Source organism: Leisingera sp. ANG49 (assembly GCF_059694505.1).
On the sequence record NZ_JCATZN010000009.1, the window covers coordinates 1 to 21343 of the forward strand.

18 protein-coding genes, 1 tRNA gene and 1 pseudogene are annotated in these 21343 nt (G+C 67.7%); 9 read left to right on the forward strand and 11 right to left on the reverse strand.

What is annotated here, in order from left to right; translation table 11 throughout:
- A pseudogene (locus AC58NV_RS20695) lies at window positions 1-206 on the forward strand (IS110 family transposase); the annotation flags it as partial.
- A 173-nt stretch (window positions 207-379) separates the two neighbouring features.
- On the opposite strand, the gene AC58NV_RS20700 reads toward AC58NV_RS20695, so the two are convergent.
- The 10 genes from AC58NV_RS20700 to AC58NV_RS20745 all read right to left on the reverse strand — a co-directional run bounded on the left by AC58NV_RS20700 (window position 380) and on the right by AC58NV_RS20745 (window position 10328).
- Window positions 380-456: transfer RNA gene (locus AC58NV_RS20700), tRNA-Arg, on the reverse strand.
- A gap of 35 nt (window positions 457-491) precedes the next feature.
- Window positions 492-974 carry a GNAT family N-acetyltransferase gene (locus AC58NV_RS20705; protein WP_497228822.1) on the reverse strand — a complete coding sequence of 161 codons (483 nt, stop codon included), beginning with the start codon at window positions 972-974 and terminating at the stop codon, window positions 492-494.
- A 153-nt stretch (window positions 975-1127) separates the two neighbouring features.
- Window positions 1128-1898, reverse strand: a complete 771-nt coding sequence (locus AC58NV_RS20710) for a hypothetical protein (protein WP_497228823.1) — start codon at window positions 1896-1898, stop codon at window positions 1128-1130.
- A complete protein-coding gene (locus AC58NV_RS20715) occupies window positions 1898-2275 on the reverse strand; it encodes a hypothetical protein (RefSeq protein WP_497228824.1) in 378 nt (125 codons plus the stop codon). The genes AC58NV_RS20710 and AC58NV_RS20715 overlap by 1 nt, the downstream gene beginning before the upstream one ends.
- A 60-nt stretch (window positions 2276-2335) precedes the next feature.
- On the reverse strand, window positions 2336-3307 hold the full coding sequence (locus AC58NV_RS20720; RefSeq protein WP_497228825.1) for a dynamin family protein: 972 nt from the start codon (window positions 3305-3307) through the stop codon (window positions 2336-2338).
- Window positions 3304-5364 carry a dynamin family protein gene (locus tag AC58NV_RS20725; RefSeq protein WP_497228826.1) on the reverse strand — a complete coding sequence of 687 codons (2061 nt, stop codon included), beginning with the start codon at window positions 5362-5364 and terminating at the stop codon, window positions 3304-3306. The genes AC58NV_RS20720 and AC58NV_RS20725 overlap by 4 nt, the downstream gene beginning before the upstream one ends.
- 72 nt (window positions 5365-5436) lie before the next feature.
- Window positions 5437-6633 carry a hypothetical protein gene (locus tag AC58NV_RS20730; protein WP_497228827.1) on the reverse strand — a complete coding sequence of 399 codons (1197 nt, stop codon included), beginning with the start codon at window positions 6631-6633 and terminating at the stop codon, window positions 5437-5439.
- Window positions 6630-7610, reverse strand: a complete 981-nt coding sequence (locus AC58NV_RS20735; protein ID WP_497228828.1) for a PP2C family protein-serine/threonine phosphatase — start codon at window positions 7608-7610, stop codon at window positions 6630-6632. Before AC58NV_RS20735 ends, AC58NV_RS20730 begins: the two co-directional genes overlap by 4 nt.
- A complete protein-coding gene (locus AC58NV_RS20740; protein ID WP_497228829.1) occupies window positions 7594-8988 on the reverse strand; it encodes an FHA domain-containing protein in 1395 nt (464 codons plus the stop codon). The genes AC58NV_RS20735 and AC58NV_RS20740 overlap by 17 nt, the downstream gene beginning before the upstream one ends.
- Before the next feature lie 11 nt (window positions 8989-8999).
- Window positions 9000-10328 carry a serine/threonine protein kinase gene (locus tag AC58NV_RS20745; protein WP_497228830.1) on the reverse strand — a complete coding sequence of 443 codons (1329 nt, stop codon included), beginning with the start codon at window positions 10326-10328 and terminating at the stop codon, window positions 9000-9002.
- Between the two features lie 299 nt (window positions 10329-10627).
- Between AC58NV_RS20745 and ehuR the strand changes: the two genes are divergently transcribed.
- The 8 genes from ehuR (at window position 10628) to AC58NV_RS20785 (ending at window position 19895) form a co-directional block, all read left to right on the forward strand.
- Window positions 10628-12022 carry a MocR-like ectoine utilization transcription factor EhuR gene (ehuR, locus tag AC58NV_RS20750; protein ID WP_497228831.1) on the forward strand — a complete coding sequence of 465 codons (1395 nt, stop codon included), beginning with the start codon at window positions 10628-10630 and terminating at the stop codon, window positions 12020-12022.
- Window positions 12023-12164: 142 nt separating this feature from the next.
- Complete coding sequence (eutB, locus tag AC58NV_RS20755; protein WP_497228832.1) at window positions 12165-13172, forward strand: hydroxyectoine utilization dehydratase EutB; 1008 nt, start codon at window positions 12165-12167, stop codon at window positions 13170-13172.
- Entirely contained in the window at window positions 13165-14157 is a 993-nt protein-coding gene (gene eutC, locus AC58NV_RS20760) for an ectoine utilization protein EutC (RefSeq protein WP_497228833.1), read from the forward strand. The genes eutB and eutC overlap by 8 nt, the downstream gene beginning before the upstream one ends.
- Before the next feature lie 19 nt (window positions 14158-14176).
- Window positions 14177-15364: an ectoine hydrolase DoeA gene (gene doeA / locus AC58NV_RS20765; protein WP_497228834.1), complete on the forward strand. Its 1188-nt coding sequence runs from the start codon at window positions 14177-14179 to the stop codon at window positions 15362-15364.
- Between the two features lie 3 nt (window positions 15365-15367).
- A complete protein-coding gene (gene doeB / locus AC58NV_RS20770) occupies window positions 15368-16360 on the forward strand; it encodes a N(2)-acetyl-L-2,4-diaminobutanoate deacetylase DoeB (protein WP_497228835.1) in 993 nt (330 codons plus the stop codon).
- Window positions 16361-16372: 12 nt separating this feature from the next.
- Window positions 16373-16852 (forward strand): Lrp/AsnC family transcriptional regulator, encoded by a 480-nt coding sequence (locus AC58NV_RS20775; protein ID WP_497228836.1) that lies wholly within the window; start codon window positions 16373-16375, stop codon window positions 16850-16852.
- A gap of 114 nt (window positions 16853-16966) precedes the next feature.
- Window positions 16967-18442: an NAD-dependent succinate-semialdehyde dehydrogenase gene (locus AC58NV_RS20780; RefSeq protein ID WP_497228837.1), complete on the forward strand. Its 1476-nt coding sequence runs from the start codon at window positions 16967-16969 to the stop codon at window positions 18440-18442.
- Between the two features lie 79 nt (window positions 18443-18521).
- Window positions 18522-19895, forward strand: coding sequence for an aspartate aminotransferase family protein (locus tag AC58NV_RS20785; protein ID WP_497228838.1), 1374 nt, complete (start codon window positions 18522-18524; stop codon window positions 19893-19895).
- A gap of 2 nt (window positions 19896-19897) precedes the next feature.
- Here the strand turns inward: AC58NV_RS20785 and AC58NV_RS20790 are convergent, their stop codons facing one another.
- Complete coding sequence (locus tag AC58NV_RS20790; RefSeq protein ID WP_497228839.1) at window positions 19898-21340, reverse strand: sensor histidine kinase; 1443 nt, start codon at window positions 21338-21340, stop codon at window positions 19898-19900.
- Window positions 21341-21343 lie beyond the last annotated feature (3 nt).

Here is a 21343-nt window from a genome sequence, read left to right on the forward strand (position 1 = left end):
AGTCGGAGGAGCAGCAAGGCGTCCTGTTCCTGCACCATGCCCGCGATCTGATCGTTCGCCAGCGCATCCAGCCCAGCAACATGCTGCGCGGCTTGCTGACCGGGTTTGGCAGCGTGGTCGCACAAGGAGTCGGCAGCGCCGTGAAGTTTGCTAAGGGCGTTCTGGATGGGGAGGTCCCGAACATCTTCTCGGGCACGCGACTGTGACCCAGACTCAAAAGTACGCCAAGTTCGCCAAAAGGGATGTCGCGGACAGGGCGAGGGAGATCATGAATGGAAGCTGAAATCTCAACAGCCCCGAAATTGGCCCCCTGTATGGACCCACTATACACAATCCAAGGCCAAAGAAGCTACTTGCCAACTGACTTCATAGGAGAAAATGGCGATCCCTGAAGGACTCGAACCCTCAACCTGCTGATTAGAAGTCAGCTGCTCTATCCAGTTGAGCTAAGGGACCGCTTGGCGCCAGTTATGACAGGCTGCGGCCGGGGGTCAAGCCGCGGCGCGCAAGTCCAGGCGCATAAAGACCGACCAGGGGTCCTCGGCATAATCCGCAAACGGCGGGCAGGGGACAAAGCCGAAGGATTCATAGAGCCTGCGCGAGGCCAGGAAATCCTCGGTGGAGCCCGTCTCGAGGTAGATCGCGGCGGCCTGTTCGCGGCGGGCAAGGCCGAGCAGGAAGGCCAGCATGGCGCGGCCTGCGCCGCTGCCGCGGGCCTCAGCCAGGGTGTGCATCGACTTCAGCTCGCGGGAGCCTGCGCCGAGGTCCTTGAGCGCGCCCATGGCCAGCGCCTGACCGTCGCGGCGCAGCAGGAAGAATTGCACTTCCGGCCCCTCCAGCCCGCTGATGTCCATGGCGTGGCAGCTTTCCTCGGGCGATTGCGCTGCCATCTGCGACAGGTGGCGGCGGATCAGGGCGGCGGCCTCCGGATCGGAGGGGCGGGCGGCGGTGATGTCGAAGTCTGCGGTTGTCATCGTCGGGGTCCGTTCAAGCTGGCTGCGGTCCGCCGCGGGGCGGCCGCCTTGCCCGGACTTTGGCCCGGCCAGCGGCGGATGGCAATCAATCAGGCGCTGCGCCGCCGCCGGCCGCGCGGTGTCTGCCTGTTTTTTGGGCGGTGATGGTTGGGTTTAACCGTAGATGCCGCGCCAGACGGCCGCCTGGGTGCGGGCCTCATCCGGCGGCAAAGCCAGGAGCAGCAGGGTGCCGCTGTCGGAGGCCGCGAGGATGTGCAGCTGCGGTGTGACCGGCAGCAGCAGGCAGTCCGGTTTCGGCACCGGCATCCGGGCCGAGGCGGGTCGGGCGGATTTGGCGGTAAGAGCCTGGCGCACCGCGTCCAGCCGGTTGCGCAGTTCCGCCGGGCCGTTGCCCTGCGCCTGGCCGCCGTCGCGCGGGCAATGGAGCCAGGCGGCAGCCTGCGGTGCTGCCTGGGCCAGGAAATGATCCAGCCGCCCGCCGCTGCCCGCGGCAGTAAGGGCTTCGGCCAGCCTGCGGGTGGAGCAGCTGCCTGCCCCTTGCGGCGCCGCGCAGGGGTGGCGGCGGAAGCTGACATCCTGGCCCTGGCCATCACCTTCCATCCGCCGCAGGCCGGCGGCAAAATGCTGCGCTGCGGTCTCCGGGTTATCGGCGGCGGCGGTGCCAGCCGCGGCACTGCCCAGGCTGAGGCCGGCAAGCCGCCGCTGCGCCACGGTAAGGACGGCGGCAGGCTGGTCGCCGATGCAGAGGGTGATTTCGCGCGGCAGCACGGTCTCGCTGATCTCGCGCAGCACCGCGGCGCAGAGCGTGTCCGGCTTGCCCTGCGGCGGCGCGCCAGCGGGCTGCGCCAGCTGGAGCAGCGCCTGATGCAGGGCCGAGGGGGCAGAGGTGCCGGGCCGCGGGGACTGATGCGCGGGCTCAGCCATCACTGTCCTCCGTCCAGTTGCGCCAGCAGCTGCCGGGCCGGAGCGGCCAGCCGGGCGGCGGCCTCCGCATCGGTGCAGACGCAGAGTACCGCGTCGCCGGAACCGTCACCGGCGCGCAGGAACAGGCGCGCCTCGCCGGGGGCGAGCAGCAGAACGTCATCGGCCGGCGCGGCCGCCACACCGCCGGCCTGAACCGCCGCATCCAGCGCCAGGAAGCCGCGGCGGGCCTGCTGGCAGAGATCGTCGAGGTATTCCTGCTGGTGGTCGCCTGCGCTGCTGCTGCGCAGCACGATGCTGGCGCCGAGATCGCCGAAGGCGGCCAGGCGGCAGCCGGGCTCAAAATGGCGCAGGGCATCGAGCAGGCGGGCCAGGGTCATTTATGGCCCCCGCGGCGGGCAGGTGCAGTGCATGGCGCGGGTGTTGGCAGCATTTCGGTGTCAGTCTCCGGCAGAAGGGGGTTCGGGGCGCTGGCTGCGCCGGGACGGGGCAGAGACCCGGCGGGGGACAACGCGGGGGCCGTCACTGGCCTCCGCGGCAGCGGCCTCTTGCAGTTGCGGCTTGGGCTGCGCAGTGCTGTCGCGCAGGCCGCCGATGTCCAGCACCTCTGCCCGCAACTGCTGATCGGGCTGCAGCACCTGTGCGGCGGCGGCGGTCGCGGGTTGCGCCGGCGGGCGGGGGCGGCCCGGCTGCGACCAGTTCAGCAGCAGGTCGACCAGGTATTCGATGAAACCATCGGCGCCGCTGGTCTTCCAGGCTTCCATGTCCTCGCCCGCGGCCAGCGCCTGGCTGAGCGACAGCGGGAAAACCGCGTTGAAGCGATCACCGGTTTCCTTCCGCACCCGGCGCAGCACCCGGTCACGGTCGCGCGGGGTCTTGAGCTTGTCGAAATGGGTGATCAGCAAGGTGCTGGGAGCGTCGAGCCGGGCGGAGATCTCCTCCCAAGCGGCGGCCTCGGACTGGCGCCAGGCCTGAGTGGCATGGGTGCACCAGATCACGCTGTCGACCTCCGGCAGCAGGTTCTGCCAGACGCTGGCGGGCATGTTGGGATCGGAAATGCCGGGCATGTCGATGAGATCGCAGAGCTCCAGCGCTTCGGCGGGCAGCGTCAGGCGGATGAGCGCGGTGGTTTCCAGCGGCGCGCCCGCCAGATCCTCCAGCGGCACCGGAACTTCGCTGCCGCCGGTGCCGATCAGGCGGGCGCCCTCGGCGCCATGAGAGATCCAGACCGGCGGCAGGCGGGTGGCGGTGACGCGAGTGGGCAGCGGCTGACGGCCCACCAGAAGGTTGGTGAGGGTGCTTTTGCCGGCGCTGAATTCGCCCATCAGCGCCAGCCGCGGCTTGCGGTCCAGGGCGGCTTCGGGAGGGACGGGGGCGGAGGCCGGGGCGTGCTGGGCAGTCTGATAAGTCATGCTGTGAAACTCCTGAGTGTTTCCAAGGCAGTAGCAGTCTGAGTCTGGCGATGCCGGGCCTCGTCCCCGGCGAACAGCGCCTGCATGTCGCCGCCGCCGCGGCGGCAGTCGGCAATCTCCAGCAGGATGTCGCGCTGGTCGTCAAAGAAGCCCTGCAGCCGGGCGAGGATGGCGGCGCGGGCGTCCGCCGTCTGCACGGTCTTGAGCTGGGTCATGAAATCCTCTGTCTCGCCTGCGATCAGGCTGCGGAACTGCTTGGCAAAGGCCTTGTAGCCGCGGGTGCGGCGCCACCAGGAGGCCCACCAGCTGTCGTTGAAATCCAGCGCGATGGACTGCGCCAGCGCCACCGGCGAGGCGGGCTGGGGCACCTCCGGCACTGCCAGCTGGATGCCCTCCACCGCCGGGCCGAAGCCGTCATAAAGCAGTTCGGCCACATCCTGCACCGCGGCTTCATACCGTTTCTGGGCGGCGGATTGCAGGCGGCTGGTCATCACCGAATAGGCGGAGCGCAACAGCATCCGCAGCCCGGCGGGATCGTACTCCCAATGGCAGTCCTCGCCCCATTTCTCCAGATGGTCGATCAGCGCATGGGTGGCGCGGTCGGTGAAGGTGGCATGCGCCCGGTCGGCGCGGTCCCGGAAAGCGTCGAGCACCAGGCCCGCCTCTGCCTCCAGGGCCTCCAGATGGGTCTGGCAGATGTCCTCGAAGGCGGTGCGGACGTCATGCATATTGGCCCCGCCGCCACTGCCCTCGCCTTGCACCAGCACTGCGTTGGCGGCCTCCTGGCCGGTGGCGGCGGTGGTGGCTGAGGCGGCAATGCGGGCCAGCAGCGGGGTGCCGAGGTCGGCGACGATGCGTTCGGACACGGCGCGGTTCAGGGCCGGGAGGCCCGACAGCTCCCACACCATGTTCTGGGGGGTGGCCTTGGCGTGGGAGGCATTGACCGAGGCCTCGGCCCAGTTCAAGAGCGCGGCGGAGCTGGAGGGGTCCATATCCTCCAGCCCGCCGGTCAGCACCTTGTTGGCCCAATAGGCGCTGCCGAAGATGATCTCTGCCTCCTGCGGCCCGTGATGAGCTTCCAGGGTCTGGTGGATGCTGGCCTCGATCTCGGCAATCTGGTTCGCGGGGTCGACCAGCTCGTCGATGCGGTTGACGAAGATAACCACCTCACGCGATTTGAGGTTGGAGATCATCCGGATCAGCCCCATGTCGACCGAGGTCAGCGCCTGGCCCGCCGACAGCACCACCACGCAGATGCGGCTGTCGCGGATCGCCTGGATGGTGATCTGCTCGCGCATCATGAAGGTATCGTTGACGCCCGGCGTGTCGCGCAGGCAGAGGCGGTGCGGCACCGAGCGGCAATTGAGGTAAAGGTCGGCGGCCCGGGTGATATCGGCAAAGCGGCCCTGTTCGTCCGCCGTGCCCGGGTCCTCGTCGCCGAAATCATCGCCGAGGCAGATGTAGCGCTCGATCAGGTTCTTGTCGAAATACCCGTAGTCGTGCTTCTGCCCCATCAAGAGCTCGAACTTGCGGCCCAGCCGCTGGCGCGAGCGTTCGCGCATTTCCTCGATCTGGGCGCGGATCTTCTGCAGCTCGCTGCCCGCGCCCGCGCGGCCCGCCATTTCGCCGATGCGGCCGCCCTTGGTCAGCAGCCGGTCCCATTCCGCCTCAGTCATGAACTGGAAGCTGGCCTTGTTTTCGGTGCGGGTCTCGCCCGGCTCCAGGTGCAGCGAGGTGACAACCGAGGTCCAGGGATTCACGTCCGACGGCAAGAGGTCGGCCCAGCCTGCCATGGCATTGACCAGCGAGGTCTTGCCGGATTTCACCTGTCCCAGCAGGGTGACGCTGGGTTCAAAACTGCCCAGTTCCTCCTGCAGGCGGGACAGGCTGCGCTGCACCCGCTCCCCCGAGACGCCATGCAGGGTGGTGAGGGCGCCATCAAGCCGCCGCACCTTGCGGGCGAAACCTGCCAGCGGCTCCATCCCGGCGCTGAGGTTGGTGGGGCGGGCGGAGGCGCGGATGTCGGTGGCGCTCTCGATCTGGGTTTCCATCTGCATGGCGGGGCCTGTTTCTGTCCTGCTTTGGCGTTTGTTCTGCTGCCCGGCGGGCGGGTCTTTGGCGCGCGCGGGTTATCCGGGCGGCTCTTCCATCAGTTCCTTCTTCAGCTGGATCAGCAGCGTCACCGCATCGACCGCCGCATCCTCATCCTGTTCCAGCTGGCACAGCATCAGCATTTCCTCGCCGTCCTGGGCCGCCTCGCGGGCGGCCTCCACCGCGGCGCTGGCGGGCATTGCGTCCAGCGACTGCGACAGGTTGCGGATCATCTCCATGCATTGCGCCAGCACCGGGCCGGCCTGGGGGCCGCCGGCGGCTTCGGCCTCGGCCAGCATCATCTCGGCCCCGGTTTGCAGCTGGTCCAGCGCGGCAGCCAGACTGGCGGCCTGCGGCGCGGCAGAGGGTGCCGGTGCAGGCACAGACGCAGCGGGTGCTGTTCCGGGCGGCAGGGTGCCGCCGAACTGGCGGATCAGCATCTCTGCCTGATCAACGTCGGAGGCGCGGCCCTGGTCGACCTGGCGCTGCACGTCCTCGCTCAGCTGCTTGCCGCCGCTGGAGCGCCACAGCCCGTCCTGCGGAGCCTCCGCGGTGCGGGCGGTCAGCCCCTGGATCGCGGCGACCGGGTAGACGCCCAGGAATTCCTCCGCCGCCACCGGCTCCAGCGCCTCGATCAGGCCGGGCAGGGTGCCGCGCATCACCTGGCGGTCGGCCATGGTGAGCACCAGGAAGCTGTGATCCTTGGTGCTGTCGGGCACCGCCGCCCAGAGCGCCTGTTCGGTGGCCGGAAAGCCCTGGCTGCACCACAGGATGATGTCGGCGCTGCCCGCGGCCTGCTGCAGCACGTCCTGCTGCGCGGATTGCGGGCCCGCCAGCAGCAGTTCGCGGTAGCTGTGCCAGTGCAGGCGCGGGTCGGGCAGGGTCTGGCGGACGCGGCGGGCACCCTCAGGCACCTCCAGCTGCGACAGCAGGCCGGGCAGCTGATGGCGCTCGCCTGCGGCGGTCTCGACCTCCACCATTTCCTGCGCGCCGTGGCAGATATCGACCAGCAGGCCGCTGCCGTTGCGGCCAATGACCACCCGGCCCAGCAGCATGTCGATAACGGCGGATTTTCCGCTGCCGGCAGCCCCTGCAACTGCCACCCGCACCGGCTGGCGCAGGCGCTGCAGCAGCTGGCTGCCCCAGCCGGACACGTCGGATGGCAGCCGCCCGGTGCTGAGGGTCTGTTCCAGCTGGCCTGCCAGCGGGCTTATGTCTCTTTGGGGAAGGCTCACGCGGATGCATCCGTCTTGCTGCGGCCCGCACCTGGCGCGTCGCACCAGGTTGCGGAGGCCAGGAAGGTGATGACCCGGCGGCCGGCCCGCTGGCGGGCGGCGGCGGCCGGTTCGGGCGGCTGCGGTTCAGGCATCTGCACCTGCGGCGCGGCGGGCTCTGCCGGGGCCGGCAGCGGCGCCTGCGGGTCGAACGGCTTGATCACGCAGAAGGCGGCGTTGTCCTGCTCGGGCGCGTCCAGCGCCTCCAGCCGCCGCATCAGCGCGGCGCCGATGCGGGCGCTGGGGCTGTGGCATTCGGCGGCCAGCACGGCGGCAATCTCCTCTTCCGCCAGGAACAGGAGCCCATCGCTGGCGGCCAGCACGATATCGCCGTGCTGCAGCCGCACCGGGGCGCTGCGGCAGTCGATCTTGGGAATGCCGCCGCCGGTCAGCACCGAGGTGACGCAATGGCGGTCCGGGTGGGCGGCGGCCTCAGCCGGGTCCATGCGGCCGCGGGCGACCAGCTTCTCCAGCTCCGCCGCCATCGAATGGTCGGCGTTGAGGCGGATCAGGGCGCCGTCGCGGAACAGGTAGAGCGGCGAGTCGCCCACCGAGATCCAGTAGAGCCGGTCGCGGAACAGCACCGGCGCCAGCAGAGTGGCGCCCATGCCCTGCGCCTGCACCTGCGGCTGGCGGCTGGCGTATTCGCCGAGGCAGGCATTGGCGCCGCCGGCAGCGCTGTGCAGCACTTCGCCGATGGCGGGCTCAAGCTGCTCCGGCTCGCCCGCGCGCAGCTTCAGCTCGCTGAACACCTCGGTGACCACGATCCTGGCGGCGACATCTCCGGCCGCATGGCCGCCCATGCCGTCTGCCAGTACCGCAAAGCCGGTGCCGGCGCCGGCCAGGAAATCGGCCGCCACGGCATCCTCCTGACGGTCGCGGCGGCCCTGGCTGATGGCCGTCGCGGCGTCGTATTCGAGCTCAGCTGAATGCAGCATGGGAGGCATCGCCTTGCTGCGGCTGGTCCCAGCCGAAATCGGCGCCGCAGAGTGGCACGAAGCGCAGTGTGGTTTCGCCGATGCGGATCACATCGCCCGCCGCCAGCTCCTCGGTGCTGAGCACCGGGCGGCCGTTGCGGCGCACCAGGTTCGCCTTGCCGCCGTGGCCGATATAGAATGCCTTCTGCTCCGGGTCATAAGCGATGGCGGCGTGGTTGTCGCGCGAGATGCTGTTGTCGCCGAAATCCAGCCGCACGGTCTGATCCTCGCCGCGGCCGATCACGGTGACGCCGCTGAACAGGGTGAAGGCGGCGCCGCGGCCGGGACCCTGCACCACTGCCAGCCAGCCGACCGGGAACTGGGTATAGCCGGGAGCGGCACCCTCAGCGCTGCGCGAGAACGGGTCGCTGCCGGGCGCCTGCGCCGGGCTGAAGCCCAAGAGGCGGGTCTTGACGCGGCCTGCGCGGCTGGCGCCGCGGCCCATTGAGGGCGCGGGCACGTCGATCGGCGCGGCGGATGCCGGCGCTTCCTGTTGGGCCGCGGGTTGCGGGGCGGCGGGGGCCATTTGCGGCGCCGCGGCGGCTGGCATGGGGGCGGGCGTCGTTGCCGGGCGCATCTGCGGTGCAGGCGCGGGCTGCGCCTCTGCCTGCGGCTGCGCCGGCGGGTCCATTCTGTATTGCGGCTCGGGGGCCGGCTCCGGCTGGGGGTCCGGCTGCACCTCCGGTTCCGGCTCCGGCTGGGCAGCTGCAGCGGATTTGCGGTGGAAGATCCGGTAACCCCCGGGCCGCTCCTCTGCAGGCTCCGGCTGCTGCAGGCGGCTGAAGTCCGGCTCCCCGGCAAAGGCGTCCGGGCCGTCCTCCTCTTCTTCTTCGGCTGCATAGGTGTCCGGTTCCGCGTACTCCGCCTCTTCCCAGGCGGCAAAGGGGTCTTCGGCCTCCGGGCCGTCCGGCGCGGCCGGAGCGGGGGCCGGTTCGGGGGCGGCCGCCTGTGCCTGCTCACGGGCAAAGAAGGCGGCGATGGCATCATCTTCCGGCGCGGCGCTGTCCATACTGTCCAGGAAATCCTCCGCGCTGTCCTGCGGGGCGGCAGCGGGTTCAGCATAGGCCTCCGGGGTGTCTTCTTCCGGGTCTTCATCCCGCAGGAAATCCTCCGGCGGGCCATAGTCCTCCCCGGCGCTCTCAGGCTCCGGGTCGAGGCGGAAGCCGCTTTCCAGGCTGAGCGGTGCCCCGGGGTGGCCCGCCGCTGCCTCCGGTTCCGCGGAAAGGCTGTCGAACGGGTCCCGCGCCGGCGGCTGCACCGGTTCTGCCGCGGGCTGGCCCGCGGATTCCGCCCGCACCCGTTCCCGCTTTTCGCCGATGATATCCTTGATGAACTTCATAGCCGTTTCCTTTAGTTCTTAACCGTTGCCGGGGTGCCGTCCTGGAACCCGAAGATCCTGCGCAGGCGGCCTGCGAATGTGGGTTTGCGCGTCTCGGCACCGCTGTCCGCAGCGGCGGGGGGCTGTTCGGCGGCAGGCGCGTTGCGGCTGCGCCGCGCCCGGGCGTCTTCCTCTGCCAGCCAGGCCTCCAGGTCGCTGACCGGCTCGCCGAACAGGTTGACCATCTGGCGGGGCGCGTCTGCGGCCGGGGCGGGCGCCGGTTCCCTGCGGGCCTTGCGCGGCTGGCCCGGGGTGAGGCTGGAGTTGGTGGCCGCCACCAGATCGGCGATTGCTGCGTCCAGCGCGCCGCTGTCGGCGGGCACCGCTTCGGGAAGGAGTGCGGGCTGATCCTGGGCGGCGGCAGCCGCCACCGGATCCGCAGCATCGCAGTCCGCCAGCATCTCCGCCCAGGCGCGGGCGGACTGGAAGCGTTCAGCGGGCAGCACCGACATCGCCTGATCCACCGTCGCCAGCAAGGCTGGATCCACCGCCCAGGGGCCGCCCAGCAGCGGCGGGCAGGGGTCGGGGTTGCCGGCCATCACCGCGGTCAGCCGCTGCTGGCTGCCCGCCGGGGTTTCGCCGGTGATGAGGTAATAGAAGGTGGCGCCAAGCGCGTAGATGTCGCAGGCCGGGCGTTGCGGCAGGTCGGGCTTGTAGAGCTCATGCGCAGAGTAGCCGTCCTTGACCGCCAGCAGGGTGGGCAGTGCGGTGTCATCCAATGGGGTGCTGCCGGCCGCGGCGCCGAAATCGATCAGGGTCAGGGTGCCGTCCTGGCCGAGCAGCAGATTGTCCGGCGAGATGTCGCGGTGCAGGATGCCCAGCCCATGCAGGCAGCCAAGCGCTTCCAGCGCCTGATCCAGGATCTGCCGCAGCAGCGGCGCGGTCAGCCGCTCCGGCTGATCCTCGCGCACCGTCAGCAGGTCGAGTCCGTCGATGAACTCCATCGCGATATAGGCGGTCTGGTTTTCCTTGAAGACCTGATGCACGCCGACGATACCCGGGTGTTCGGCGCGGGCCAGCAGATGCGCCTCGCGCAGGAAGGCGCGCAGCACGTTGCGGCAGGATTTGGCGTGTTCCGGCGCGGCCGGCTCCACCTCCGGGCCGCTGCGGCGGCACAGACCAGCGGGGAAACATTCCTTGATCACCACCCGCCGTTCCAGGCTGTCGCGCGCCAGATAGGTGATACCGAAGCCGCCACTGATCAGCGGGCGCTCAATCTGGTACTGGCCCTGAAGCAGCTTGAAGCCGCAGGGCAGTTCGCAGATGTGCGCCGGATCGGCGGAAGATATGTCGGGCGGCACGGCGTCATTTCCTCCTGGCAGTTCAGTTCCCGGCCGGAAGGGCACGGGCGGACCTTTACGCTGCCGGCGGAATGGGGAATGTTCGCGGCCCCATTCGGGCAATTGAGGCAGATCCGCCAGATTCTTGCCGCAATCCTCTCAGAAGGGCAGCAAACATTGGGTTAACAGCGCGCCGGCTAGTTGCTTTGAAGTTAGTTAAACTGCGATGCTATCCGGCAGCGGATGCGGGGCATGCACCGGGTGAAGGCGGCCGCAGCAAGGGGATGGGCTTTCCTCGCGCCCGCCGTTAGGATTGACGCATGACAATCTGGTATCCCGATCCCGCGACCCTGACCCCGCCGCTGCATGCCAGCTTGGCGCAGGCCCTGGCCAAGGCCATCTCCGACGGCCGCCTGGCCAAAGGCGCGCAGCTGCCGACCCACCGCAAGATGGCACAAGAGCTGGGCCTCAGCGTGCATACCGTCAGCAAGGCCTATGACAGCCTGCGGCGGCAGCGGCTGATTGACGGTCAGGTCGGGCGCGGCAGCTTCGTGACCGGCCTGGAGGCAGGCAGCAGCCCGCCCTACCGGCTGCAATCGGACAGCGGCGGCGGCTATGACCTGTCGATCTCGCGACCGCTGTTCACACAGCTGCATGCGGAGCGGTTCCAGCAGGCGCTGCGGCAGCTGCCCGACGGGCTGGACCCCGCCTGTTACCTGTCCACCCGTCCCAACGCGGGCCACGATGCCCACCGGGCGGCGGGGGCGGAGTGGCTAAGGATCTGCGGGCTGGAGGTGCCGGCGGAGCGGATCCTGATGACCAACGGCGTCAGCCACGGGCTGTCGGCGGCGCTGACCGCGCTGACCCGCCCCGGCGACACGGTGGCGGCGGACAAAATCACCCATCACCTGCTGGTCACGGCCTGTGCCAGCCTGGGGCTGACCCTGTCCGGGCTGGAGACTGACAGCGACGGAATGCTGCCGGATGCGCTGGACGAGTATTGCCGCAAGAACGACCCCAAGCTGTTGTTTCTGCTGCCGTCCCTTGCCAATGCAACCGCCGGGATGATGCCGGAAGAGCGGCGCCGGGCGCTGGTGGAGGTGGCCCGCCGCCATGACCTTCTGATCATCGAAAACGATGCCTTCGGCCCGGTGGCAGAGGACCGTCCGGCACCGGTTGCAGCGCTGGCGCCGGAGCGCACGGTGTATCTCACCACCTTCACCAAATGCACGGTGCCGGGGCTGCGCGCGGGCTATCTGGCGGCGCCGGAGCATCTGCTGCCGGCCCTCACCGGGCGGATCGTGGTGTTCAGCTGGATGGCGACGCCGCTGATGTGCGAGCTGGCCAGCCGCTGGGTGCGCGACGGCACCGCGCTGGAACTGGCCCGCTGGCAGCGCCGCGCCTTGGCAGAGCGCCACGCCATCGCTGCGGAGGTGCTGCAGGGCTGGGACTGGCAGGGCCACCCGGCGGCCTTGCACCTGTGGCTGCCGCTGGAAGGCGGCTGGACCAGCGAGGGCTTTGCGGCCTATGCGCGGCAGCTGAATGTCGCAGTGGCGCCGGATACCCCCTTCCTGGCACCGCGGGTGCCGCCGCAGAACGCGGTGCGGATCTCGCTCGGCAGCGTGCAGGATCCGGCCCGGTTCCGGCAGGCGCTGGAGCTGCTGGCGGGGATGCTGCGCCAGCCGCCGGAGGGTGCGGCGGCGCTGGCCTTCTGATTGTCGCGTGACAATAAAAGAATTGACTCGCAGGACAAGTCTTTCCAAGGCTGGCTCAGGGCGCCCGTCCGGGCCGGAATCACGGGTTCCGGGGCAGGTTGCGGCGGGCCTTTCCTGACACCTGCCTGGCAAGACGAGTCCGATGACAGAGACGATCACCCTTCAGCACAGCTTTCAGGCGCGGGCGCGGATTGCCGGGCGCATCCGCCGGACCGCGCTGATGGATTCGCCCGCGCTCAGCCGCCTCTGCGGCGGTCGGGTGGCACTGAAGCTGGAGAACAGCCAGATCACCGGCAGCTTCAAACTGCGCGGCGCCACCAATGCGGTGCTGTCGCTGACCGCAGAGCAGCGCGCCGCGGGGATTGCGGGCGTGTCCACCGGCAACCACGGGCGCGGGCTGGCCTATGCGGCGGCGCAGGCCGGGGTGCGCTGTGTCATCTGCATGTCGGAGCTAGTGCCGCAGAACAAGGTCGAGGGCATCAAGTCCCACGGTGCCGAGGTGCGCATCATTGGCCGCTCGCAGGATGACGCGCAGCTGGAGGCGGAGCGGCTGGCGGCCGAAGGCATGACCATGCTGCCGCCGTTTGACCACCGTGATATCATTGCCGGGCAAAGCACCGTGGCGCTGGAAATGCTGGAGCAGATGCCGGATCTGCAGACCGTGCTGGTGCCGCTGTCCGGCGGCGGGCTGATTTCCGGTGTGGCGCTGGTGATGAAGGCGGCGAACCCCGCAATCCGGGTGGTGGGCATCAGCATGGAGCGCGGCGCGGCGATGCACGCCAGCTTGCAGTCGGGCAAGCCGGTGCAGGTCGAGGAGCTGCCGACGCTGGCGGATTCGCTCGGCGGCGGGATTGGCTTGGACAATGCCTATACCTTCGCGATGACGCAGGCACTGGTGGATGAGGTGTTGCTGGTCTCAGAGGCGGAGATCGCCGCCGCCATCCGCCATGCCTATTATGAGGAGCGGCAGGTGATCGAAGGCTCCGGCAGTGTCGGCATCGCGGCGCTGCTGGCGGGCAAGATCAGCAATCCGGGGCGCTGCGCGGTGCTGGTCAGCGGCCAGAACATCGCCATGGACCTGCACAAGCGCATCATTGATGGCGAGGATGTGGACGCTGCTGCCGAAAGCAAGGGAGGCGCAGATGCCTGAGATCAAGATCCTGACCGAAGCCGAGCTGCGCGATCTGGTGCCGCTGGACTGTGATGCGGTGGATTGCGTGGAGCAGGGCTTCACCACGCTGGCCGGCGGCGGGGTGGTGATGCCGCCGATCATGACGCTGCCGGTGCCCGACCACAACGGCGAGGTCTGCGTGAAGACCGCCTATGTGCCGGGGATCGAGAGCTTTGCCATGAAAATGAGCCCGGGGTTTTTCGACAACCCTAAGCTCGGCCTGCCGAGCACGACGGGTCTGATGGTGGTGTTCTCCAGCCGGACCGGCCTTCTTGAAACGCTGCTTCTGGACAATGGCTACCTCACCGATGTGCGCACCGCTGCCGCCGGGGCGGTTGCGGCACGCCATCTGGCGCGGGCGGAGGCGTCCCGCGTCTGCATCATCGGCGCGGGCGTGCAGTCGAAAATGCAGCTGAAGGCAATGACCCTGGTGCGCGGGATCAAAAGCGCGGTGATCTGGGCGCGGGACAAAGCCAAGGCTGAAGCTGCCGCCGCCAGCCTGCGCGAGGAGCTGGGGATCGAAATCACCGTCAGCGCAGACATCGCACAGGCGGTTGCATCCGCGGACATCGTGGTCACCACAACCCCCGCCGCTGACCCTGTGATCAAGGCGGAGTGGCTGCAACCGGGGCAGCTGGTTGTCGCCATGGGCTCCGACCAGGAGCACAAATGCGAGCTGGAACCGGCCTGCCTGGCCAAGGCGGACCTCTATGTGCCCGATAGCCAAGCGCAATGCGCCGTCAAGGGCGAGCTGCGCAGTGCCATCGAGGCCGGGCTGATCGCCAAGAATCAAGGCTTCACCGAATTAGGCAGCATCACATCAGGGCAGGCCCCCGGCCGCCGCTCGAACAGCGACCTGATCATTGCCGACCTCACCGGCACCGGCGTGCAGGACACCGCCATCGCCACCCTCGCAGGCACCCGGGCTGAGGCCGCGGGGGCTGGCGCCACCTTCACCAGCTGATCAACCAGGACCAACGCATATGGCAAATCCCACGCTGTACTTCACCCGCGCCGAATACCAGGCCCGTCTGAACAAGACCCGCGCCGAAATGGCCCGCCGCGGGCTTGACCTGCTGATCGTCACAGATCCGTCGAACATGAACTGGCTGACCGGCTATGACGGCTGGTCCTTCTATGTTCATCAATGCGTTGTTGTCAGCATGGAGGGAGAGCCGCTCTGGTACGGCCGCGGCCAGGATGCAAACGGGGCGCTGCGCACCTGCTTCATGGATCCAGCCAGCATCATCGGCTACCCGGACCATTACGTGCAGTCGACCGAGCGGCATCCGATGGATTACCTGTCGGCGCAGCTGGCAGACCGCGGGCTGGATGGCGGCGTGATTGGCGTCGAGATGGACAACTATTACTTCACCGCCGCCGCCTTCATGTCGCTGCAAAAGCACCTGCCGAACGCGCGCTTTGCCGATGCCAACGCGCTGGTGAACTGGCAGCGGGCGGTGAAATCCGAGGCCGAGCTCACCTGTATGCGTCAGGCCGGCCGGATCGTCGGCCGGATGCACCGCCGCATTGTCGAGAAGGTCGAGCCGGGGATGCGCAAATGCGATCTGGTGGCGGAGATCTATGACGCGGGGCTTCGCTATGACGCGGATCTGGGCTTTGGCGGCGACTACCCGGCAATTGTGCCGCTCTTGCCCTCCGGCTCTGACGCCGCCGCGCCGCATCTGACCTGGGACGACCTGCCAATGAAATCCGGCGAGGGCACTTTCTTCGAGATCGCGGGCGTGGTGCACCGCTACCACTGCCCGCTGTCGCGCACTGTGTTCCTGGGCAAGCCGACGCAGACCTTCCTGGACGCCGAAATGGCCGTGTTGGAGGGGATGGAGGCCGGGCTGGAAGTGGCTAAGGCCGGCAACACCTGCGAGGATATCGCCAAGGCGTTTTTCAAGGTGCTGAAGACATACGGCATCGAAAAGGACAACCGCACCGGCTATCCGATCGGCGTTTCCTACCCGCCGGACTGGGGCGAGCGCACCATGTCGCTGCGCCCGGGTGACACCACGGTCCTAGAGGAGAATATGACCTTCCACTTCATGACCGGCCTCTGGATGGAGGATTGGGGATTTGAGATCACCGAAAGCATCCGCATCGGGGCGAAAGGGCCGGAATGCCTGTCCGATGTGCCGCGCAAGATGTTCGTGAAGGACTGAGCCATGAAGCAAAATCCAATTTCCCCCACCATCCCGCTGGACCGGGACGGGGTGCACCACGGTTTCCTAAAACTGCCCTACAGCCGCGATGACAGCGCTTGGGGCTCGGTGATGATCCCGCTGACGGTGATCAAGAACGGCGACGGCCCGACCGCGCTGCTCACCGGGGCCAACCACGGCGATGAGTACGAAGGCCCGATTGCGCTGCACGAGCTGGCCGCAACCACGAAGGCCGAAGACGTGACCGGCAGGCTGATCATCGTGCCTGCTTTCAACTACCCGGCCTTCCGGGCAGGCACCCGTACCTCTCCCATCGACAGGGGAAATATGAACCGGTCGTTCCCGGGCCGCCCCGACGGCACCGTGACTGAGAAGATTGCCGATTACTTCCAGCGCACCCTCTTGCCGATGGCGGATCTGGCGGTGGATTTCCATTCCGGCGGCAAAACGCTGGACTTCGTACCCTTCGCCGCCGCCCATATCCTTGATGACAAATCCACGCAGGAGGCGTGTTTTGCCGCGATGAAGGCGTTCAACGCGCCCTATTCGGTGGAACTGTTGGAGATCGACAGCGGCGGCATGTACGACACCGCGGTTGAGGAAATGGGCAAGATTCTGGTCACAACCGAACTGGGCGGCGGCGGCTCATCCACTACGCGCAGCAATGCGATTGCCAAGAAGGGGCTGCGCAATGTGCTGATCCATGCGGGCATCCTGAAGGGGGAGATGCAGCTGGAGGACACCGTCAATCTGACCATGCCGGACGACGACTGCTTCCTGTTCAGCGAAGGAGACGGCCTGTTTGAGATCATGGCCGACCTCGGCGAAACCGTGGCCAAGGGCGATCTTCTGGCGCGGGTCTGGCCTCTTGACTGCACCGGCCGGCCGCCGGTGGAATACCGCGCCCGCCGCGCCGGCCTCCTGATCAGCCGCCATTTCCCCGGGCTGATCAAGTCCGGCGACTGCGTTGCGGTTGTCGGCGTCACCGCCGGCTGATAGGCGGGAGACATGCAACTGGACCAGCGCGATCTCGACATTCTGCGCGTGCTCTCGACCGAGGGCCGCATCACCAAGGCCGCGCTGGCCGAGCGGATCGGCCTGTCGCCGACGCCCTGCTGGGACCGGCTGAAGAAGCTGGAACAGGCCGGGCTGATCGAGGGCTACGGCGCCCGCATCAACCTGCGCAAGCTGTCGCCGCATGTGACCGTGTTTGTCGCGGCAGAGATCGCCGATCACACCGCCGCCAGCTTCCGCGCCTTTGAGGAGGCGATGCAGCGCTATGACGAGGTCACCGCCTGCTGGGCGCTGGGGGGCGGGTTCGACTACCTGTTGCAGATCGTCACCCGCGACATCGACGCCTACCAGCGGCTGATCGACGAGATGCTGGACGCCCGCATCGGCCTTTCCCGCTATTTCACCTATGTGGTGACCAAGCCGGTGAAGAGCGCGGGCGCGCCGCCACTGGACATTCTGCTGGGGCAGGGGTGATCCCGCTCAAATATCCCTGAGCGGCAGCTGTTTCTTCTGCGCCGCCCCTGAACTTCAGTCACATCCTCTGCCTGTGTCAGGCAAATTCCTCTGCAAGACATGAGGAGAACAGCCATGACAGAGACCGCGCTCTCAGCCCGGACCGGGATTGCCGACAAGGCGCTGGTACGGTCTTTTTCCTACATTAACGGCAAATGGTGCGCCGCCGCCAATGGCGAGACTTTCCCGGTCACCGATCCGGCGGATGGGGTCGAACTGGGCCATGTGGCCAGCCTTTCAGCAGAAGAATCCTCTGCCGCGGTGGATGCGGCACAGGCGGCCTTTCCAGCTTGGGCCGGGCTAATGCCGCAAGCGCGCGCCGCGATCCTGCGCCGCTGGTTTGAGCTGCAGCTGGACCACAAGGAAGACCTCGCCCGCATCATGGTGCTGGAACAGGGCAAGCCGCTATCCGAGGCGCGCGGCGAAATCGACTACGGCGCGGCCTTTGTGGAGTTCTACGCCGAGGAGGCCAAGCGCCCCAATATCGAAGGCGTCACCAGCCATCTGCCCGATGCCGAGGTGGAGCTGTGGCGCGAGCCGGTGGGGGTGGCGGCGCTGATCACGCCCTGGAACTTCCCCTCTGCAATGCTGACGCGCAAGGCGGCGGCGGCACTGGCGGCGGGCTGCACCGTGGTGGCGCATCCCTCGGCCGAAACCCCGTTCAGCGCGCTGGCGCTGGCAGAGCTGGCGGAGCGCGCAGGTCTTCCGCCCGGTGTGTTCAACGTGGTGACCGGCAACGCGCCCACCGTCGTCGAACCCTGGACCCGCGACACCCGCGTGCGGGCGCTGTCCTTCACCGGATCGACCAATATCGGCAAGCTCCTGTACCGGCAGTCCGCGGATACCGTGAAGCATCTGGTCATGGAGCTTGGCGGCCACGCGCCTGTGCTTGTGTTTGCGGACTGCGATCTGGACAAGGCTATCAGAGAGACGATCAAGGCCAAGTTTGCCACCTCCGGCCAGGACTGCCTGGGCGCCAACCGGGTTTTTGTGGAGCGGCCTGTCTATGCCGAGTTCTGCGCGAAGTTCACTGCAGCCGCCAAAGCACTGACCATCGGCCGCGGGATGGAGGATTGCGACATTGGCCCGCTAATGAATGAAAAGGCGGTTCAAAAGCAGGAAGAGCATGTGGCTGATGCACTGGCCAAAGGCGCCAAACTGGCCTGCGGCGGCAAGCGGCATCATCTGGGTCCGCTGTTTTTTGAACCGACGGTGCTGACCTATGTACCCGCTGACGCGCTGATCATGCGCGAGGAAACCTTTGGCCCGGTCGCCCCTATCACCCCCTTCGCAACCGAGGAGGAGGTGATCGCCCGCGCCAATGACAGCGAATACGGGCTGGTGGCCTATGTCCACAGCCAGGACCCGCGCCGCATCTACCGCCTCAGCCGGGCGCTGCAATACGGCATGGTGGCGGTGAACCGCACCAAGGTGACCGGCGCGCCGATCCCGTTCGGCGGCACCAAGCAATCCGGCCTGGGCCGCGAAGGCGCGCGGCTGGGCATGGAGGAATTCACAGAGGTCAAATACGTCTGCCGCGACTGGGCGTGACAGGAAAAACACCTCGAAGATTTTTGCCAAGAGTTTTCGAAAACTCTTGGCCGCAGAACGCAAACGGAAGGAACAATAAATGCTGAAGAACGACCAGCTTGACCAGTGGGACCGCGAAAACTTTTTTCACCCCTCGACCCATCTGGCCCAGCACACCCGCGGCGACAGCCCGAACCGGGTGATCAAGACCGCTTCCGGCGTGTTCATCGAGGACCGCGACGGCAACAAGCTGTTGGACGCCTTTGCCGGGCTTTACTGCGTGAACGCGGGTTATGGCCGCCAGGAGATTGCCGAAGCGATTGCCGATCAGGCGCGCGAGCTGGCCTATTACCATTCCTATGTGGGCCACGGCACCGAGGCTTCGATCACGCTCGCCAAGATGATCCTGGACCGGGCGCCTGCGAATATGTCCAAGGTCTATTTCGGCCTTGGCGGCTCCGACGCCAATGAAACCAACGTCAAGCTGATCTGGTATTACAACAACATCCTGGGGCGTCCGGAGAAGAAGAAGATCATCTCCCGCTGGCGCGGCTATCACGGATCGGGGCTGGTCACCGGCTCTCTGACCGGGCTGGAGCTGTTCCACAGGAAGTTCGATCTGCCGGTGGAGCAGGTGATTCACACCGAAGCGCCCTATTACTACCGCCGCAAGGATCTGGACCAGAGCGAGGAACAGTTCGTGGCCCATTGCGCCGCCGAGCTGGAAGCGCTGATCGAACGCGAGGGTGCGGACACCATCGCTGCCTTTATCGGCGAGCCGGTCTTGGGCACCGGCGGCATCGTACCGCCGCCCGCGGGCTACTGGCAGGCCATTCAGACGGTGCTGAAGAAACACGACATCCTGCTGGTTGCGGATGAGGTCGTCACCGGCTTCGGCCGCCTTGGCACCATGTTCGGCTCGGACCACTACGGGATCGAGGCCGACATTATCACCATCGCCAAGGGGCTTACCTCGGCCTATGCGCCGCTTTCGGGGTCCATCGTCTCGGACAAGGTCTGGAAGGTGCTGGAGCAGGGCACCGACGAGAACGGCCCGATCGGCCACGGCTGGACCTACTCCGCGCACCCGATCGGGGCGGCGGCGGGGGTGGCGAACCTCAAGCTGATTGACGAGCTGAACCTTGTCAGCAATGCAGGCGGCACCGGCGCCTATCTGAACGCCACCATGGCGGAGGCACTGTCCACCCACCCCCATGTGGGCGAGGTGCGCGGCGAGGGGATGCTCTGCGCGGTGGAGTTCGTGCAGGATAAGGACAGCCGCACGTTCTTTGACGCGGCAGACAAGATCGGGCCGCAAATCTCCGCCAAGCTCCTGGAGCAGGACAAGGTGATTGCCCGCGCCATGCCGCAGGGCGACATCCTGGGCTTTGCGCCGCCCTTCTGCCTGACCCGTGCCGAGGTCGATCAGGTGGTGGACGCCACATTGCGCGCGGTCAAGGCGGTGCTGGGCTAGGTTCAGTTGCGGCAGATTTCCAGGCAGGCGCGCAATCCGCGCCTGCCGTCCTCGAAATACAGCCGCCCGCCGTGCTGTTCCGCCACCGTGGCAACAATTGTCAGCCCTAGGCCAAAACCATCAATGGCCCGTGTGTTATCGCCGCGGCGGAACGGGGCAATCACCTCGGTAATCTCCGCCGCCGTCATGCCGGAGCCTTCATCCTCCACCGTGATGATCGCGTGATCGGCGGTGGCGCTGAGGGTGACGGCAGCGCGGCGGCCGTATTTCAGCGCGTTGTCGATCAGGTTCGTGATGGCCCGCTGCAAGGAAACCGGGCGTGCCACCACCAGCATCACCTGGCCTTCCGGCACTGCGCTGCGGCCGGGGGCAGAGGTGAAGACAGACCGCCCGCCCGCCGCCACCTGCGGTTCCGGCGGCAGCAGCTCCACCGGCTTTCCGGTGTCCTGGTAATCGGCAGCCAGCGCCTCCACCAGCGAGCTGAGGGAGAGGCGGCGCGGGGTTTCCGCGCTCATCTCAGCGCGGGTGTAGGTCAGCACGCTTTCGATCATGCCGGTCATGGCGTCCAGATCAGCCTCGAACTTCCCCCGCAGCTCCGCGTCTTGAATGAGCGCCGCGCGCAGCCGCAACCGGGTGGCCGGGGTGCCAAGGTCATGGCTGACGCCGGACAGCACCGCGGCGCGGCTGGCGAGCTGTTCGCGCTCGGTCTCCAGATAGCTGTTCACCGCCGAGACGATTTCCTGCAGCTCGCCGGGGCCTTGCATCGCATAGGCGTCCGGCCCGCCCAGCCGGCGGCGGTGACGCAGGGCGCGGGCGAAGCGGTCGAAATGGGCCGAGGTGTCCATCACCAGCGTCGCCAGCACCGCCAGGGCCAGCAGCGACAGCAGAACCGCCGGCAGGCGCAAGTCGCGCGGCGTGGCGGAACAGCCCCAGACGGCAGTGCCGTCGACCCGCTGCCAGGGGCCGTACCCTGCGCGGGCAAAAATCACCGGTTCGCTGCAATAAGTTGCCAGCAGCCGGGTGACGGCACCCAGCTTTTCTGCCGCGGACTGGCCGCCAGCGGGCGGCAGCTCAGCAACCGGATAACGCAGGCTGCCGGAAGCGATGACCAGCGCCAGCACCTCGCCCGACAAGGGATCGGGGCCGCTGTCGAGGATCGACACATTGGTGAAAAACGCTGGTTTGGGGATGCCCTCCAGCCGCAGGTAATCGCCGCTGGTCAGAAACGCCGCCTGCGCCGGGTCCACCGGGGTGACCGCTACGCCCTCGGGCGGTGCGGCCCCGCGGCGCAGGGAGCCGTCCAGGGTGATGCCTGCGATGGCGGCGCGGGTCAGATGCGCCTGCCAGCTGGCGCCGGAGTGGAACCAGCCCCAAGCGCCGCCCAGCCCGGCGGCAAAGGCCAGCGGCAGCAGGATCAGCCCCTTGGTTCTGAGCCGCAGCGCCACCTG

Coding starts and splice junctions, on each gene's coding strand:
- AC58NV_RS20705 (WP_497228822.1), bottom strand. CDS start 974: ATGACAACCGCAGACTTCGACATCACCGCCGCCCGCCCCTCCGATCCG.
- AC58NV_RS20710 (WP_497228823.1), bottom strand. CDS start 1,898: ATGGCTGAGCCCGCGCATCAGTCCCCGCGGCCCGGCACCTCTGCCCCC.
- AC58NV_RS20715 (WP_497228824.1), bottom strand. CDS start 2,275: ATGACCCTGGCCCGCCTGCTCGATGCCCTGCGCCATTTTGAGCCCGGC.
- AC58NV_RS20720 (WP_497228825.1), bottom strand. CDS start 3,307: ATGACTTATCAGACTGCCCAGCACGCCCCGGCCTCCGCCCCCGTCCCT.
- AC58NV_RS20725 (WP_497228826.1), bottom strand. CDS start 5,364: ATGCAGATGGAAACCCAGATCGAGAGCGCCACCGACATCCGCGCCTCC.
- AC58NV_RS20735 (WP_497228828.1), bottom strand. CDS start 7,610: ATGCTGCATTCAGCTGAGCTCGAATACGACGCCGCGACGGCCATCAGC.
- AC58NV_RS20740 (WP_497228829.1), bottom strand. CDS start 8,988: ATGAAGTTCATCAAGGATATCATCGGCGAAAAGCGGGAACGGGTGCGG.
- ehuR (WP_497228831.1), top strand. CDS start 10,628: ATGACAATCTGGTATCCCGATCCCGCGACCCTGACCCCGCCGCTGCAT.
- eutB (WP_497228832.1), top strand. CDS start 12,165: ATGACAGAGACGATCACCCTTCAGCACAGCTTTCAGGCGCGGGCGCGG.
- eutC (WP_497228833.1), top strand. CDS start 13,165: ATGCCTGAGATCAAGATCCTGACCGAAGCCGAGCTGCGCGATCTGGTG.
- doeA (WP_497228834.1), top strand. CDS start 14,177: ATGGCAAATCCCACGCTGTACTTCACCCGCGCCGAATACCAGGCCCGT.
- doeB (WP_497228835.1), top strand. CDS start 15,368: ATGAAGCAAAATCCAATTTCCCCCACCATCCCGCTGGACCGGGACGGG.
- AC58NV_RS20775 (WP_497228836.1), top strand. CDS start 16,373: ATGCAACTGGACCAGCGCGATCTCGACATTCTGCGCGTGCTCTCGACC.
- AC58NV_RS20780 (WP_497228837.1), top strand. CDS start 16,967: ATGACAGAGACCGCGCTCTCAGCCCGGACCGGGATTGCCGACAAGGCG.
- AC58NV_RS20785 (WP_497228838.1), top strand. CDS start 18,522: ATGCTGAAGAACGACCAGCTTGACCAGTGGGACCGCGAAAACTTTTTT.